This window comes from Shewanella bicestrii (genome assembly GCF_002216875.1).
GTDB lineage: Bacteria > Pseudomonadota > Gammaproteobacteria > Enterobacterales > Shewanellaceae > Shewanella > Shewanella seohaensis.
In genome coordinates, this window is record NZ_CP022358.1 from 4,592,619 (window position 1) to 4,609,835 (window position 17,217).

The 17,217-nt window shown below is 50.1% G+C and carries 15 protein-coding genes; 11 read left to right on the forward strand and 4 right to left on the reverse strand.

The window, feature by feature from the left end; genetic code table 11:
* The first annotated feature begins 83 nt into the window (after positions 1 to 83).
* Positions 84 to 1,241 carry a ribonuclease T2 gene (locus tag CF168_RS20105; protein WP_089068785.1) on the forward strand — a complete coding sequence of 386 codons (1,158 nt, stop codon included), beginning with the start codon at positions 84 to 86 and terminating at the stop codon, positions 1,239 to 1,241.
* A gap of 226 nt (positions 1,242 to 1,467) precedes the next feature.
* Positions 1,468 to 3,429, forward strand: coding sequence for a methyl-accepting chemotaxis protein (locus tag CF168_RS20110; protein WP_089068786.1), 1,962 nt, complete (start codon positions 1,468 to 1,470; stop codon positions 3,427 to 3,429).
* A 112-nt stretch (positions 3,430 to 3,541) separates the two neighbouring features.
* Here the strand turns inward: CF168_RS20110 and CF168_RS20115 are convergent, their stop codons facing one another.
* From CF168_RS20115 to plsB, 3 genes are all read right to left on the reverse strand, one after another.
* Positions 3,542 to 4,318, reverse strand: a complete 777-nt coding sequence (locus CF168_RS20115; RefSeq protein ID WP_089068787.1) for a VOC family protein — start codon at positions 4,316 to 4,318, stop codon at positions 3,542 to 3,544.
* A gap of 132 nt (positions 4,319 to 4,450) precedes the next feature.
* Positions 4,451 to 5,707 (reverse strand): tryptophan permease, encoded by a 1,257-nt coding sequence (gene mtr, locus CF168_RS20120; RefSeq protein ID WP_089068788.1) that lies wholly within the window; start codon positions 5,705 to 5,707, stop codon positions 4,451 to 4,453.
* The gene (plsB, locus tag CF168_RS20125) at positions 5,707 to 8,130 is read right to left on the reverse strand and encodes a glycerol-3-phosphate 1-O-acyltransferase PlsB (RefSeq protein ID WP_089068789.1); all 2,424 of its coding nucleotides are present in this window, start codon (positions 8,128 to 8,130) and stop codon (positions 5,707 to 5,709) included. Before plsB ends, mtr begins: the two co-directional genes overlap by 1 nt.
* Before the next feature lie 161 nt (positions 8,131 to 8,291).
* On the opposite strand from plsB, the gene lexA reads away from it, so the two are divergent.
* From lexA to CF168_RS20155, 6 genes are all read left to right on the forward strand, one after another.
* Positions 8,292 to 8,912: a transcriptional repressor LexA gene (gene lexA, locus CF168_RS20130; protein ID WP_011624510.1), complete on the forward strand. Its 621-nt coding sequence runs from the start codon at positions 8,292 to 8,294 to the stop codon at positions 8,910 to 8,912.
* Positions 8,909 to 9,421: a cell division inhibitor SulA gene (locus tag CF168_RS20135; RefSeq protein ID WP_089068790.1), complete on the forward strand. Its 513-nt coding sequence runs from the start codon at positions 8,909 to 8,911 to the stop codon at positions 9,419 to 9,421. Before lexA ends, CF168_RS20135 begins: the two co-directional genes overlap by 4 nt.
* Positions 9,422 to 9,828: 407 nt before the next feature.
* Positions 9,829 to 11,370 carry a cytochrome c oxidase subunit II gene (gene coxB / locus CF168_RS20140; RefSeq protein ID WP_089068791.1) on the forward strand — a complete coding sequence of 514 codons (1,542 nt, stop codon included), beginning with the start codon at positions 9,829 to 9,831 and terminating at the stop codon, positions 11,368 to 11,370.
* Between the two features lie 9 nt (positions 11,371 to 11,379).
* On the forward strand, positions 11,380 to 12,972 hold the full coding sequence (gene ctaD, locus CF168_RS20145; protein WP_011624513.1) for a cytochrome c oxidase subunit I: 1,593 nt from the start codon (positions 11,380 to 11,382) through the stop codon (positions 12,970 to 12,972).
* Position 12,973: 1 nt separating this feature from the next.
* Complete coding sequence (locus CF168_RS20150; RefSeq protein WP_011624514.1) at positions 12,974 to 13,555, forward strand: cytochrome c oxidase assembly protein; 582 nt, start codon at positions 12,974 to 12,976, stop codon at positions 13,553 to 13,555.
* On the forward strand, positions 13,552 to 14,427 hold the full coding sequence (locus CF168_RS20155) for a cytochrome c oxidase subunit 3 (RefSeq protein ID WP_089068792.1): 876 nt from the start codon (positions 13,552 to 13,554) through the stop codon (positions 14,425 to 14,427). The genes CF168_RS20150 and CF168_RS20155 overlap by 4 nt, the downstream gene beginning before the upstream one ends.
* A gap of 28 nt (positions 14,428 to 14,455) precedes the next feature.
* Here CF168_RS20155 and CF168_RS20160 read toward each other — a convergent pair whose 3' ends face one another.
* A complete protein-coding gene (locus tag CF168_RS20160; RefSeq protein ID WP_041412864.1) occupies positions 14,456 to 14,686 on the reverse strand; it encodes a DUF2909 family protein in 231 nt (76 codons plus the stop codon).
* Here CF168_RS20160 and CF168_RS20165 point away from each other — a divergent pair.
* From CF168_RS20165 to CF168_RS20175, 3 genes are all read left to right on the forward strand, one after another.
* Positions 14,631 to 15,542 (forward strand): SURF1 family protein, encoded by a 912-nt coding sequence (locus tag CF168_RS20165; protein ID WP_167373673.1) that lies wholly within the window; start codon positions 14,631 to 14,633, stop codon positions 15,540 to 15,542. The two genes, CF168_RS20160 and CF168_RS20165, sit on opposite strands and share 56 nt — an antisense overlap.
* Positions 15,543 to 15,609: 67 nt before the next feature.
* Positions 15,610 to 16,155, forward strand: a complete 546-nt coding sequence (locus CF168_RS20170; protein WP_089068793.1) for a hypothetical protein — start codon at positions 15,610 to 15,612, stop codon at positions 16,153 to 16,155.
* The gene (locus tag CF168_RS20175) at positions 16,155 to 17,213 is read left to right on the forward strand and encodes a COX15/CtaA family protein (protein WP_011624519.1); all 1,059 of its coding nucleotides are present in this window, start codon (positions 16,155 to 16,157) and stop codon (positions 17,211 to 17,213) included. The genes CF168_RS20170 and CF168_RS20175 overlap by 1 nt, the downstream gene beginning before the upstream one ends.
* Positions 17,214 to 17,217 lie beyond the last annotated feature (4 nt).

A 17,217-nucleotide genomic window follows, 5' to 3' on the forward strand; every position in this document is an offset into this window, starting at 1 on the left:
CGTATTCGGTAATTTCCCTGCACAATAGCAGCTTGCAACACTATGTGTTTGTGCCACCGCCATAGCAGAAAGGACGCCAGCGAATGACAGCTTTATTTTCTCTTCCCATCCACAACCGCGCAGGTATTTATCGCCATAGCTTTGGCTGGCTGGGGCTGTTGTTGATAGGTTTTACCCCCATCGCCCTTCAGGCGGCCCCTGCCTCGGGAGAGTTTGTCGCCAATAAGCGCTGCGAACTGTTTCAGTCTAAAAATAAACAAACCAATCCCGATGATTGGCAGAGCAATATTGGCGAGCGTTATCCCGTTGCCGAAATTTTAGGTAACAGTGCCAACCCCGATTGGCTTCGGGTGCGAACTAATGCCAACAGCTCGCCACTGCGTTGGATAAAAGGTGATTGCGGACAATACAATGCCGCGGCTACAGCGCCCGCCGAATCCATAGCGACCGCTCAGCCCACAGCGAATGTCGAGCCCGCGCAAACAAGCCTCACTAGCGAGAGTGCAGCGGTTAAGAGTGAAAACCCGCAAGAACGTGGCACGCCAGAGAAGCGCCAAGGCAATGTGTGTCAAATCGAAGATAACTACGACTCCAATGTGCTCGCCCTGAGTTGGCAGAGCACCTTTTGCGAACTCTATGGTAGCCGTAAACCCGAGTGCCGTGCCTTAAGCCAGAACAGTGATGCGCCTCAGTGGCAACACTTTAGCCTGCATGGCCTCTGGCCGAATCGCCAGCAATGTGGCACCCGTTACGGCTTTTGCAGCAGCGTGAAACAACAACCGAGTGATTTTTGTGATTATCCCGAGGTGACGCTCAATGCCTCCGTCCAAAAAAATCTCGAGGAAGTGATGCCAAGCGCCCGCTACGGCAGCTGTTTAGAGCGCCATGAATGGTGGAAACATGGCACCTGTCGCAACCAAGACCCTAATGACTACTTCTTACTGGCGACTCAGCTGACGCAGGAAGTGAATGCCTCTGCATGGGTGCAACAATTCATCCATGAAAGAATCGGTAAAAAAGTGACTCAACAGGAGCTAAATCAGAGCTTTGATGCCAGCTTTGGCCAAGGTGCGCACACTAAAGTAACCCTAGACTGTGCCAAAGGACTCTTGAGTGAAATCCGCATTAACCTGCCTCAAGTCATCAACAATTCCGACTCTTTGCCGAGTCTGCTCGCGAAGGCGCCGAAGGCGAAAAAAACCAATTGCCCGGCCACACTGTTAATCGACAACCCAAACTAACCGCGTACGGCCAGTGGCGAGGTATATCGCCACTGGCAACCGCTTATAAACCAAGAGGCTAAAAACGGTTATCCCCCCCAAACGCCCTCGCCCAATATTAACGAAACTTCATTTAAGCTGTCCCTTTACCTCAGGATATGTCTCCTATACTCAAACAAGCCGTGCCTAGTACAGGAGCTAGCGCTTTAATCCAAGCCATGGAAGACAAGTTCACTCTGAGGTAACTATGTTTTCTATCAATCAGTTAACGCTCACTAAAAAGCTTGCAATCGTTCCTGTCTTTCTCGTTGCCATGCTTATAACTTTAGGGGTATTAAGCTACTTTGCCCTGACCGACATTGATAATCGGATGCGCGCCGTTACCGAAGATCTTGCCCCAGAAAGCGATCTCACCAGTAGCCTGCTACAGGAAATTTATCGCCTGCGCCTCACGGTAAAAACCTATGTCAAAACCGGCTCCAGCGAGACGGCAGCCGAATTTAGCGCCCAAGACAGCAAAACCCGCGACATATTGGCAAAGGCCAAAGCCCATATAGATAATCCTGAGCGAACTCAAATGCTTGAGCAGATCATTGCCCATGAAAAAGAGTATGTGGATATTTTTAATCGCCAAGTCGTGACTAATCAGCAGCAAAGAGCCAAGCTAGTCACCGGCATACTCGACGTTAAAGGGCCAGAAATCGAGAAAATTATCTCCCAGATCATGCAGTCTTCTTTTACCGATGGCGATGTTCAGGGCGCCTTCTTCGCCGGTAAAAATCTGCGTGAACTGCTCTTGGCTCGCCTCTATGTCAGCAAGTTTCTCCTCGATAACCAAGCCGATCAGGCACAACGTTTTCGGGATGAAATCGTTAACACTCATACCACTATGGATGAGCTTGCCGCCGCGCTCGATAACTTGAGCTATCAATCACAAGTCAAGCAAGCCGCCGGACTACTTAGTGAATATGAACAAGCGGCCAACGGGGTTTTTGAGGCGATTAACAACCGCAATCAAGCCATAGTGCAGCTCGATAATATCGGCATCGAAATGGCGCAGATAACCTCAGATCTGCAAGACAATACCATGAAGTCTCTCTCCGAAGCGGGCGATATCGCCGCCAAGGAAGTCAGCCAAAAAATCATCTTTATCAACATTATCCTGCTGATCGCGATTCTGCTTTCCGCCTTTATTACCGTGATAGTGACCCAAAGCCTGCTGCGCACCATACGTGAAGTAGTGGCGCTACTGAATGAAATCGCCGATGGCGAGGCCGATCTCACCCAGCGCTTGCCCGTTAACGGCCATGACGAATTGACCCAACTTGCCAAAAACTTTAACCGCTTTGTGCTACGGATCCAGCAGTTAGTGGCCGAAGTCAAAGACACGACGGTTCAAATGGTTAGCGCATCAACCCAGTTAAACAGTGTGACTCACAGCGCGACCCAAGACATGAGTTCGCAGCAGAATGAAACCCAACTCGTCGCCTCAGCCATCACCGAAATGGCCGCCAGTGCTGTCGAAGTCGCCGCCAGTGCAGATACTGCCAATAAGCTCTCGGAGGATGCCAAAGCACAAGCCCTCCTCGGCCGCGAGACAGTCACCCGCGCCACCCATTCGATGAGGGAACTGGCAAGCAAAGTCGAAGCCTCGGCTACCACCATAGAACAGTTACGTAACGACAGCGATAAGATTGGTGCCGTGTTGGATGTGATTCGCGCCATTGCCGAGCAAACCAATCTGTTGGCGCTCAACGCAGCCATCGAAGCGGCGCGGGCGGGCGAGCAAGGACGTGGCTTTGCCGTGGTGGCCGATGAAGTACGTTCACTTGCCAGCCGAACGCAAGAATCGACCAAGCAAATCCAGCAAATCATCCAAACACTGCAGGATAGATCGGGCTCAGCGGCGACCATGATGGGACAAAGCCGAGAAGCGACCAACAGCACGGTCGAGCAAGTAACCCAGGTGGAATCGGCTCTCTCGACTATCACCGAAATGGTCATGTCGATCACCCACTCGGTCTCGCAAATGGCCCACGCTGCCGAGCAGCAGTCGACCGTGGTGGAAGAAATTAATATGTCGATCAACAGCGTGAATGACAGCGCCAACCGCACTCTGACGGGAGTTAAACAGGCAGCCAGCTCTGCCAATGGCTTGCTGGGGATAGGTCAACAGTTGGATGGTTTAGTGAGTGAGTTTAAGGTGTAGCAAGTAGCGGATAAAGAAATAAGCGCATCGACATAAGACCTTATAAAACCTAGGTATGACTCAATAAACCTAGGTTTTATCATCGCTTATGCCGAAATATCACCTCGCCAGCTTAAGATAGCGCATTCAACTTGATGACCGCGAAGGTTGCCCCTTGCGCGTCGGCAATCACCGAAAAACGTCCCACATCGGGGATATCGCTTGGCGGCACGCATAGCTGCGCACCCAGCCCCTGCGCCTTAGCGGCAAAGGCATCACAATCCGCCACCACAAAATAAGGCATCCAATGGGCGGGGATCTCGCCCCATTCTGGCATCATTTTCATCATGCCCCCCATAGACTGGCCGTCGATTTGCCACTCGGTGTAATTGATGCCGGGCACATGACTTGGGAGTGCGGTCCAAGGAAACACTTGAGTGTAAAAACTGGCTTCGGCGCTAGGCTCGAGACAGGCCAGCTCCACCCAACACAGGGTATTTTCTTCGCCTTGGCGACGCGAGCCTGAGTGATTTTTCGCTTGCCACAGGGCAAAACGTGCGCCTTCGGGGTCGCTCACCTGCGCCATCACGCCCGCATCCCCCACCACATGCGGTCCCATGTGTAATTGCCCACCCGCAGCCAGGATGGCGGCAACCGTCGCTTCGATATCCTTAACCGCAAAATAGATCCGCCAATGGCTAGGGATCTGTGGTTCCGACTCAGGGATTTGATACATGGCCCCTAAATCGTCCCCCTCCAGATTGAACAACGAGAAATGACCATTAGGAATCGCCATTTCCACCGCATTCCAACCAAACAGTGCGTGGTAAAACGCCTGTGCGCCCTGCCAGTCATGGCTCGCCAGTTCGACCCAACAAGCCTGTCCCTGTGCGTACTGAGTAATCCTCATTGCAGACTCCAATCAAACAGATAATGTGTTCGAGTTAAGCTGGAGTTTGAGCAACTGTCCAGTTTTGGCGATAAAAAGATGAATATAAAGAAAAAGCCCTCAATTTGAGGGCTTGATTCGTAGGCGAAATACTTAGGAGAACTGCGGCAATAAATTCGCCATCGCGAGTAGATGGCAAGCCCCTGTCACCACGCCGTATAACACCACAAGGATAATTAAGGGCGTGCCACCAAAGACTCTAAAACCTTGATGGTTAGGGAACTGCTGTCTCGATTTATAGGCCATCAAAGCGGGCACTATGACGGCCCAAACAGTTGCCGCTAAGGCTGCGAAACCAATGGCAACCAAAAAGCCATCGGGGAACAACAAACCTAAAATGGTGGGTGGCACAAAGGTGACAACTGCCGTTTTCATCCGCCCCGAGCGTGTATCGTCGAACCCGAATAAATCGGCCAAATAATCGAATAAGCCTAAGGTCACGCCAAGGAAAGAAGACGCCACAGCTAAGTTAGCAAATAGAGTTAACATGCTGTTTAACCAGCTACTTTCCATCACTTTCGACAAGGCGCCTACTAACACCCCCATATTGCCACCCTGGGCAATAATCTCACTAAATTGGCTGCGGGGAATGTTGCCCATAGTGGCGACTAACCAGCAGGCATAAATGATCAGCGCGATGAAAGTGCCGACGAAAATCGCTTTGATGATGGTCGATGAATCTTTGCCATAGTACTTCACCAGACTCGGCACGTTGCCATGGTAGCCAAAACTTGCTAAGCCAAAGGGCAAAGCAGCCCACAGATAAGGCACAAAGCTTTGATTGCCATCCGGTTCGAGCAGCTTAGTCACATCAATCTCGATCAGTAAATTACCAATCGCGAGGAAGAAAGTAATAATCATACCGCCGAGCATTATGGTCGTAATACGGTCCACCGCCTTGGTGCTGATCAACACGATACAAGCCAGCACAACCGCAAATACTAATCCAGCAACACTCTGGGGTAACTCAATCCCCATACCCTGTAGGCTATGGTTAACAATCGAGCCGCCGCCACTGATGTAGGCGTAGGTTAAGATGTAAAGCACGAAGGCAATCGATACCCCATTCACGATCCGCCAAAACTGCCCTAGGGTTTCCTTGGTCAGGGTATCGAAACTTGCTCCCGGCTCGAAATGCAAGTTGGTTTCGAGCAGTAACAATCCCGACATCAACATGCAGAACCAAATACCGAGTAACATCAGTACCGAGTAGCCAAACCACATGCCAGCGCCCACAACGGGTAAAGAAAACATCCCCGCCCCGACTGTGGTGCCGGCAATAATCATGGCACCACCGAGCAAGGACTTGCCCACTGGCTTATTCTTCGCCGCATTCATATGGTTAGCCATTAAACGATATGCTCCGCGGTCACGCTCGCAACTATGGTTTGTCTCACTGAGGCTCTGAGTAAGCTATTGGCTTGATCGCGAATGCGTTCAACGTCGGATTTATCTTCCTTCTCGGAGAAATAACCCAACTCTTTAAGCTTAACACTCAAGGTGTTATAGAGTTTCTTGTCGTAGAATTCTGGCGCGGTAACTCCATGCAGCGCCCCTAAACGTTGGGCAAGCAGATGGCTTTCAGACTCCAGCTCCGAACGCTCCATCTTAGGTCTGTGAGCCAGCAAATTGAAGATAATCGCATAGCGTTGCAAGGTTTCGCTAACGCTTCCGGCCAGCAACAACATTTGGCTGGTGTGCTCGGTCACCACCGACAGCGTATCGCTTTCCTGCACTAGACCCTGCTCAATAAACAGATCCAGCACTTGATTCACATAACTTGGGAGGTCCTTGATACCCATGAATAACTCCGCCTTCAGTAGCGGATAGAAGTCACTCACAATCCCTAGGATATAGGCTCTTGAAATCTGCTTATTGTTGGTTAAGCAGCTAGCAATCAACGACGGAATAATAAATAAGTGGATGATATTGTTACGATAGTAAGTCATTGAAATCGCTTGATTCGCGTCAATAGATACTATCTCACCCAGAGGATCGGCATTGATGGAGAACTTATTCAGCTCTAAACCTTGTTGCACTAAGTGCTTGCCATCACCTTCGGCCACCGACGTAAACGAAGTGTAAGGCACACGCTTAAGCAGCGTCAGGTACAAATCTAACTGACGCTCGAGCAAACAACGCTCTAGGGCATTTTGCTCCGACGCCAATAGCACTAAGCTCGTCAAGGTGATAGAACTGGCGGCGGCAGCATCGTTAATACGGGTCATCACACGATTCGCTAACACGTTCACCGCAGGGGTTAACCAAGTCGGTTTTTGTTCGGGATCGTCGGCCACTTCAGCGCGCCAGTTAGGCGCGGTTTCATTCAAGAAGTTTTGCAGTGTAATCGGCTCACCAAAGTTGACATAACCTTGGCCAAAATTACCTAATTTACGAATAGCACCAAAAACTTGCCATACAGATTCTTTCTGTTTTTTCTTACCGCTCAACTCTTTATGATAAGTCGCCACTTCCATCACGTGATCGTAGCCTAAATACACAGGCACTAAGGTGACAGGGCGTTCGATACCACGCAGCACACTGTTGATCGTCATGGCGATCATGCCAGTTTTCGGCGCCAATAGACGACCGGTGCGAGAACGGCCACCCTCAGAGAAATACTCAACCGAATATCCCTTAGCAAACAGCTGATCGAGGTATTCACGGAACACGGCAGTATAAAGTTTATTGCCGTTAAAACTACGGCGAATAAAGAAAGCGCCACCACGGCGGAACAGCGGTCCCGCAGGCCAGAAGTTTAGGTTAATCCCCGCCGCAATATGCGGTGGCACCATGCCTTGGTAATACAGAATGTAGGATAACAGCAGGTAATCCATATGGCTGCGATGGCAAGGTACATAAACAATCTCGTGACCATCATGGTGCAGCTGACGGATTTGCTCGGCACCTTTGATATTGATACCGCTGTAGAGCTTGTTCCATAACCAAGTTAAGAAACGCTCAGCAATACGCACTAGGCTGTCGGAATAATTCGCTGCAATTTCATCAAGATATTCAATTGCTGTTTCACGGGCTTGGGTTTCGGAAATCTTCTTACTCGCCGCTTCTTCCTGAATAGCCTTGCGTAAGGATTCGGATTTCAGCAGGGAGTGGAACATTGCCTGACGATTCGGCAACACAGGCCCTGTCATCACTTTGCGTTGACGGCGGAAATGAACCCTAGCCACCCGCGCCAGTTTATGGGCAATCCCCATATCGGTGCCGTGTTCGTCGGCCATGTAACGCAGCGATACCGCATTAGAAAACTGCACAAAGTTATGACGACCCAAAAATAAGATCATCAAGCACTTACGTAACCAAGTTGGATTCTCGCGCTCAAGAACAGCCGCCTTCATGGTGTCGTCTTCTTTACCCGGAGTACGGCCCCAATACAGACTCACAGGCACCAGCTGAATATCTAACTCTGGCTTTTCCTTATGGACGGCCAACAGGCGCATAAAACATTCGAGGAATGGCTCATTACTGGCACGCTCGCCAAACAAAGGCTTACGGCCTTCGAGGCAAACGACGCGGGGCGCGACAACGCCATTTACCACGAGCGGCTCATAGGGGCTTGGCAAACCCAGCTTAGTGGTGATCTCGCTTAACGCAGCAATATCACTCAGGGATTCTGTTTTCATTACATAAGCAAGCGGTCTGGAAGCGTCCAGATTCAGATCGGCAAAGGGATCCTGCGGCACAACAATAGTGTGCACTAAGTGTTTTTGGATCCAGCGTAATGATTTCAACCAAAGAGAGTCTTGTTTAGGCATTATTCTTATGCAATGTAAGTACGTTCATTAGCCCCATAGAATACCAGATTCTAGGGAATATTCGCTAATACTCTCCAATCGCGTTAAAAAGTGGTTAATACTTGCACTACGAATAATACTGTATATACTAACAGTAACTGTATAGAAAAACAGGAAAGAACATGAGACCGTTGACGCCACGCCAAGCCGAAATTTTAGAGCTGATTAAACGTAATATTGCCGAGACTGGCATGCCACCCACCCGGGCCGAAATCGCCACCCGTTTGGGTTTTAAAAGTGCAAATGCCGCCGAGGAACACCTTAAGGCATTGGCGAAAAAAGGCTGCATCGAGATCATGCCTGGCACTTCCCGCGGGATCCGCCTCCCAGTTGAGGAAGAAGATAACAGCGAATCTGGCTTACCACTGATTGGTCAAGTGGCTGCGGGCGAACCTATCCTCGCCCAAGAGCATGTCGAACAGTATTATCAAGTCGACCCCAGCATGTTCCACCCAGCCGCCGATTTCTTGCTGCGCGTCAGAGGCGACAGTATGAAGAACATCGGTATCCTCGAAGGGGATCTGCTCGCCGTTCATAAGGTACAGCAAGCGCGCAATGGCCAAGTAGTTGTTGCTCGCGTTGACGATGATGTAACAGTTAAACGCTTTGAAAAGAAAGGGAATCTCGTTTATCTACATGCTGAAAATGAAGATTACTCCCCGATTAAAGTCGATTTAAGTTTCCAAAGTCTAACAATTGAAGGGCTCGCCGTAGGGGTGATCCGCAATGGAGATTGGCTATGAACAAACTACTAGGTAATGCCCCGCGTCACCCCGGTTTATGGCTCGATGCGGTACGCGAAACCGATACAGACTGGCAGCATACGCCTATCATCACTATGCCCACCGAGAGCCAAGGGCGCCAAGAGCTAATGCAACTTAGCAAACAATTGGCACAATTGAGCCAACAAGGCCGCTGGGTCGTGCTCATCAACCCACCCAGTATTGGCTACAAGCAGTTACTGGCCAGCGCCGGCGTGCGTATGGATCGCATACTCTTAGTCCATGCGAAAGATGAAGTGGAAACCCTGTGGGCCATGGAAAAAGCCTTAACTAGCGGCACTTCCAGCGCAGTAATTACTTGGATCCACTCACTCGATGCCCGCGACAATCGTCGTTTGCAAATTGTGGCCAAGAGCGCCCGCGCCATGGGAATCGTGCTAGAAGGTGTCGTAAATCACTCACCTACGGACGCGACACTCAAGCAACCTGCTCACTTTGCCCAAGGTAGTTTTTTTAGCTCTGTTCATTAAAATTTTTGCACTGCGTATTTAGCCTTGAAAGCCGCCTCACCTGTGAATGTGGGGCTTTTTTTTTGGCAATTTTTCAGACAATTAGAAAAAGAAGTGATCTTGATCAATTTTTAAACAGCAAGTATGTTTGATTCAGGCGAGCATAATATATCGCCCATTTAGGCAAAAAATATCGACGATTTATCGAATATCTCTTGCCCACAAAAATCGAGAATAATGGGTTTATTCAGCAGTATGTGCCAGTGTGGCTAATACCAGCAGTAACAATACTTAATCAAAAGTAAGCCGCCAACGCACGTTGAAGTCAGAGAAGCTTTTTTGGGAACTGAAGAGTTTGCATAGAGTTGAGACTTACTGTGTTGCTCTTCTTTGTAGTTGCTATTCGCAATTAGCAGAGGAGAAGTCTTGTGAAGCAATGGTTGTATTGTTTACTCGTGGTGCTATTCGCCCCACCGTTGGCCGCAGCGGACATGCGGTTCAACATGACCCCCGGCGTAACAGAAATCAGTGGCAAGGTTTATCACTTACACATGACGATTCTGTATATCTGCTGCGCGATAGGCCTAGTGGTTTTTGGCGTGATGATTTATGCCATGATCAACCACAGAAAATCCAAGGGCGCGGTCGCGTCTCACTTCCATGAGAGCACAAAAGTCGAAATCGCGTGGACGATTATTCCTTTTGTCATTCTGATCTTAATGGCGATTCCCGCCACGAAAACTCTGATTGCCATGGAAGATCCCAGTAATGCCGATCTCACGGTAAAAGTCACAGGTTCTCAATGGAAATGGCATTATAGCTACTTCGATCAAGATATTGATTTTTACAGCATTCTCGCAACACCAAGACCTCAAATCGAAGGAAGTGAAGCCAAGGGAGAGCACTACTTACTCGAGGTCGATAAACCCCTAGTATTACCCATCAATCGTAAAATCCGCTTCTTAATGACCTCAGAGGATGTCATTCACTCATGGTGGATGCCCGCCTTTGCGGTTAAAAAAGACGCTAACCCAGGTTTTATTAACGAGGCATGGACCCGTATCGACAAACCCGGCATTTACCGTGGCCAATGTGCCGAGCTTTGCGGTAAAGACCATGGTTTTATGCCGATAGTGGTGCAGGCATTACCCGAAGCCGAGTTCGATGCTTGGGTTGTAGAACAAAAACAAGCCGCCAATGCCGCAGCGCAAGCCGCACAAGCCGCGTTATCGCAAACACTGACAAAAGAAGAGCTGATGGCTCAGGGTGAGCAAGTTTACCTTGGTCACTGCGCGGCCTGTCACCAACCCAACGGTGAAGGTCTACAAGGAGTATTCCCGCACCTCAAAGGCAGCCCGATTGCGACCGGACCACTGAGCGGCCATCTTGAAATAGTGCTCAATGGTAAAGCGGGTACGGCCATGCAAGCCTTTGGCAAACAATTAACGACCCAAGAGATTGCCGCCGTGATTACCTATGAGCGTAATGCGTGGGGCAATAACACGGGGGATGCGGTGCAAGCCAAAGACGTTGATGCCCATAAATCCGGAGGCACCAATAGCGAACCAGTAGCAACGACTCCGCCTCCAGCAACCACCGATGCGCCAAAGCCAGCGACAGAACCCGTCGCCAGTGTCGACCCCGCGAGTCTTCCCACGCTTAGCCATGATGAACTGATGGCCGAAGGGGAAAAGACCTATGCCACGATTTGCGCCGCCTGCCACCAGCTAACGGGTGCAGGTATGCCTCCCGCCTTCCCCGCCCTTGCTGGCAGCGCTATTGCAACGGGTCCGGTCGCCAATCACATCGACATTGTGATGCACGGTAAACCGGGCACGGCGATGCAGGCATTTGGCACACAACTAACGCCACAACAGCTTGCCGCCATCATTACCTATGAGCGCAATGCGTGGGGCAATAATACTGGCGATACAGTGCAACCCGCTGATATTGCTCGCCATGGACAGTAGGGGATTAAGATGAGCACACTGACTCAAGATCAAATTGCCGCCCATGATGAACACCATCACGGTGCACCTAAAGGCATCATGCGCTGGTTACTCACCACCAACCACAAGGACATTGGCACCCTGTACCTGTGGTTTAGTTTCATAATGTTTTTAACCGGTGGTGCGATGGCTATGGTGATCCGCGCCGAACTCTTTCAGCCAGGATTACAACTCGTTGAGCCTAACTTCTTCAACCAGATGACCACAGTTCATGGATTAATCATGGTATTCGGCGCCGTGATGCCGGCCTTTACAGGGCTGGCTAACTGGCTGATCCCGATGATGATTGGTGCGCCAGATATGGCGCTTCCACGGATGAACAACTGGAGTTTCTGGATCCTGCCCTTCGCCTTTACTATTTTACTGAGCTCACTGTTTATGGAAGGCGGCGGCCCTAACTTCGGTTGGACCTTCTACGCACCACTCTCGACCACTTATAGCCCTGACAGCACAGCATTATTTGTATTCTCTATTCATATCATGGGGATAAGTTCGATCATGGGTGCCATCAACGTGATCGTCACCATAGTCAACCTGCGCGCTCCCGGCATGACCTGGATGAAGTTACCGCTGTTTGTCTGGACTTGGCTGATTACCGCCTTCTTGCTGATCGCCGTTATGCCTGTGCTCGCTGGCGCCGTCACTATGGTGTTAACCGATAAGTTTTTCGGTACTAGCTTCTTCGAGGCGGCAGGTGGTGGTGATCCTGTGATGTTCCAGCATATCTTCTGGTTCTTCGGTCACCCCGAAGTCTACATCATGATTCTGCCTTCCTTCGGCATTATCTCCGCCATTGTTCCAGCTTTCAGCCGTAAACCATTATTCGGCTATTCATCCATGGTGTATGCCACGGCGAGTATTGCGATTCTGTCCTTCCTCGTGTGGGCGCACCATATGTTCACCACCGGCATGCCTGTGTTTGCTGAGTTGTTTTTTATGTACTGCACTATGCTGATTGCCGTGCCGACTGGGGTAAAAGTGTTTAACTGGGTAGCGACCATGTGGCGCGGCTCATTGAGTTTTGAAACCCCAATGTTGTTCGCGGTGGCCTTTATTATCCTGTTCACTATTGGCGGCTTCTCTGGCCTGATGCTCGCCATCACGCCAGCCGACTTCCAATACCACGATACTTACTTTGTGGTGGCTCACTTCCATTACGTGTTGGTTACTGGTGCGATTTTCTCCATCATGGCGGCGGCCTATTACTGGCTGCCAAAATGGACCGGCCATATGTACAGCGAAAAGCTCGGCCAGTGGCATTTTTGGTGCTCGGTGATTTCGGTCAATGTGTTGTTTTTCCCGATGCATTTCTTAGGTCTTGCGGGTATGCCAAGGCGTATTCCCGATTACTCGATTCAATTTGCCGATGTAAACCAAATCGTGTCGATTGGGGGTTTTGCCTTTGGTCTTTCTCAGCTGATTTTCCTCGTGCTGGTGATTAAGTGCATTCGGGGCGGTGAAAAGGCGCCCGCCAAACCTTGGGAAGGCAGCGAAGGCTTAGAGTGGACCCTACCCAGCCCTGCCCCCTACCACTCTTTCACCACGCCACCCGAGGTGAAATAACATGCAAGGCCAACCCCATCAGCCCAACATCAAGTCCAACCGTAAGCTCATCAGCCTGCTGGTGCTGGGCTGCCTTGGGATGTTTGGCTTTGGGTTCGCCTTAGTGCCGCTCTACGATGTGTTGTGCGAAAAACTGGGGATTAATGGCAAAACCTCCAATACTGCCAGCAGTTATCAAGCGATCACTGTGGACAAGAACCGCGTGGTAACGGTGGAGTTTATCTCGCAGGTGCAGACCGGCATGCCGTGGAAATTTGAGCCACAAACGAAACGGCTCGAAGTGCATCCGGGAGAACTCATTCACACGGCATTCCTGGCGCAAAATGTCTCTAACAGAGCGATCGTTGGCCAGGCGATTCCTTCTATTTCGCCCGGACAAGGTGCGGCTTATTTCAATAAAACCGAATGTTTTTGTTTTAACCAACAACACTTAGCCGCCGCGAGTCGCGCCGAGCTGCCGTTGATCTTCTTCGTGGATCCTCAATTACCCGAGTCTATCCACACCTTAACCCTCTCTTACACCCTCTACGACATTACCGACAAGCAGTTAGCGTCTGCCATAGAGCAAGGAGCTGCAAAATGACCACTAAACATGAGACTTACTACGTCCCCGCCCAGAGTGCTTGGCCGATTGTTGGTGCTATCGGCTTGTTTTTAATTGCCTTTGGGGCGGGACATTTTGTACATCAACTCAAATCTAGCGCTTCGGGTGGCGGCTATATTCTACTGGCAGGCATAGCCGTCATCCTGTTTATGCTGGTTGGTTGGTTTAGAACCGTGATCAAAGAATCCATGACGGGCCTCTATTCCCATCAGATGGATAGATCGTTTCGCCAAGGCATGAGCTGGTTTATCTTCTCCGAGGTGATGTTCTTTGCCGCCTTCTTCGGCGCCTTATTTTACGCCCGTATGGTCGCTGTGCCTTGGCTAGGCGGTGCCTCCAACAATGCCATGACCCACGAAGTCCTGTGGCCACAGTTCGAAGCCGTTTGGCCACTCGTCACCACGCCAGATGGCACCAAAACCGAAGCCATGCCATGGAATGGACTACCGCTAGTCAACACCATAGTGCTGCTAACCTCCTCAGTCACGCTGCATTTTGCCCATGTCAGCTTAGAAAAAGGTAAGCGTTCGGCCATCACCCTCTGGCTTGGGCTCACGATTTTGTTGGGAATTAGCTTCCTTGCTTTGCAAGCGGAGGAATATAGCCATGCCTACCATGAGATGGGGCTAACGCTCACCTCGGGCGTGTATGGCAACACCTTTTTCCTGCTGACGGGTTTCCACGGCATGCATGTCACCTTGGGCACTATCTTTCTATTAGTCTTGTTTTTCAGAGTGTTAAAAGGCCACTTTAGTGCGGATAAGCATTTTGCCTTCCAAGCGGGCAGTTGGTACTGGCACTTTGTCGACGTAGTTTGGCTCTGCCTATTTATCTTTGTTTATGTGCTTTAAATATTCATTAAAACAATAAGTTGAAAGCTTAAGGCGTGGGATTAAGACCAAGTAGTCCAGTCCCCAAAGCCACCAGCAAGAGCAGGATCACTAGTACAGAAAACATCACCCTACGGCCCAAATACCGGCTCATAGGCACAGGGTGATCAGCGGTTTGATCGTCACCTTTAACCATAATGATTAAGGCTCTGCCTAGGTTAAAAATGATAAACAGTAACAGCAGTACTAAAACACACTTAAAAATGAACGGGATGTTCATACGCTATCCTTATGTTTTGCTGACCAAATTAATGGGGTTGCCAAGATACATTTGGGTGCATAGGGCAATGTTGTTACTGCTGATATTGACTGTGGTGGTATTCGTGATTTTGGTCAAGCTGGGTTTGTGGCAAATGGATAGGGCCGCGGAAAAAACCGAACTACTCGCACAAATGGAGGCCAGACAATCCGCTGCCGCACTCAATCCTGAGCAGCTCATCGCTGAATTGGCTAAAGGCGGCGTTACTGGCTATCGCCTTGAGGTTCAAGCCAGCCCCGTTAATCCACAAATCTGGTTACTCGACAATCAGGTCTATCAAGGGCAAGTGGGTTATCTCGCCTTTCAATTACTGCAAATAGCGTCAGAAAATCATACAGATAATCGCGAGCAACCTTGGCTGTTACTCGAACTCGGCTTTATTGCCGCTAAATCCCACCGAGATGCCTTGCCCGAAGTCAGCCCCATAGTCGGTGAACTGGCTCTTACAGGCCGCCTCTATCAAAAACAGATTAATCCCTTGAGCCATCACTTATTAGCAGAACCCTTCACCACGGAACAAGGTGAACGGATTCGGTTTCAAAATCTCAATCTGCCCGAGATGGCACAAATGTTAGGACATCCCATCCTGCCCGCGGTGTTACAACCCAATGCCTTACCCCAATTACAACCCGCGCAGGCCTTACCCCACCCTTGGCAACCTTTCCCGCTCTCGGCCCAAAAACATTGGGGTTATGCATTGCAATGGTTTGCCATGGCAACTGTGTTTGCGGGGCTGATGGGTTGGCAAGCAATGAAATACCTCAAAAAATCACGACAACGGCATCAAGCCGATAAGGAAGCGACTAAAACCGAGTAACAGATAACAGCAAGATTTTAATAAAAAACAATAAAACAAAGCATTAGGGACAATAAGAGGAGCAAATATGGACTCCCAACAAACAGCCAAATACCGCGCATTGGGGTTATTGCTACTGGCCTTTATCGCGCCTGTGGTCATCGCTAAGTTAGTGCTGAGCATGCATTGGTATCAAGGCGGCTCCACCAACCACGGTGAGCTCATCAGCCCAGAAACCAGTTATACCAGTCTTGGCCTTAACAATCCTCAGCCTAAGGAATGGCAACTGTTGTATTTATTGCCCGCAAAGTGCGATGAAGCTTGCCGCGAGCGCTTGTATATTCTGCGTCAGAGCCATACCGCCTTAGGGCCAGATCAGGCTCGTGTCGAACCGCTTATTCTTGTGAATCCAGACAGTGACTTAAGCGCATTAAGCAGCTTTAACTTCAACACTCAGCCCGCCAGCCAAAGCCTCAGCCAATGGCTTGACCAACAGCAGCTGATTATTGTCGATCCACTCGGCGCACTCGTGCTGCGTTACCCCCAAGTACAAGGCAAGGCGGCACATTTAGCTCAGGGTAAGGCCTTGGTCGCGGATCTGCGTAAGTTATTAAAACTATCGAGGGTAGACTAATGCAACTGACTTGGCTCCTACGCGTCACCATAGTCTTTACTCTGTTAGTAATTTTAATGGGGGCTTACACTCGGCTCTCGGACGCAGGGCTTGGCTGCCCAGATTGGCCCGGTTGCTACGGCCATATCAAAGTGCCCACACACGACCATGAGATCTCCCATGCCCAAACCCTATTTCCTGACCACGATATCCATCCCGAGAAAGCTTGGCTCGAAATGATCCACAGGTATATCGCAGGCGCCTTGGGCATACTAGTGTTACTGATTTTGATCCTTTGCTTGAAAACATCCCAAGCCCCCAAGAAACTGCCCTTTGCCATAGTGCTACTCATCATCTTTCAGGCGGCGTTGGGGATGTGGACTGTGACGATGAAACTAATGCCGATTGTCGTGATGTCCCATTTAATTGGCGGCTTTAGCTTGCTCTCGCTCCTGCTCTTACTGTATCTGCGAACACGTCCGAGGCGAATTTTCGAAACCGCTGATATTCACAGTCAGCGTGGTGCGGGCGCAGGATTTAATGGCGCCCATGGTTCGCGGATAGGCACTAGCCTTAAATTTCTCGGCCAGAGCAAACATTTGCCGAAACTGGCGCTGTTGAGTCTGCTGGTGCTGATAGGTCAGATCATGCTTGGCGCCTGGACCTCCTCCAACTATGCCGCACTCGCTTGCACGGCTTTGCCGATTTGTGAAGGTAATTGGATGGATAATCTCGCCATTGCCGATGCGTTTTCCCCTTTCCAAGGGCAACACCCAAGCTTTGAATTTGGCGTATTGGATTACCATGCCCGCATGACCATTCATATCGCCCACCGCGTTGGCGCCATTATTACCGCCAGTCTATTGTTGCTGCTCGCCTATCGGTTATTTTTCAGCACCCAGCTCAAGGCCCTTAGCCTATTGCTGGTCGCCTTAGTGATACTGCAGGTCAGTTTAGGGATTTCAAACGTGGTGATGCATTTACCACTGGGGATTGCCGTTTCCCACAATGGCGGCGCGGCGCTGTTACTACTCACCTTAGTCGCGATTAACTATTTCCTTTGGCGCAGGGCACCTTAATCAT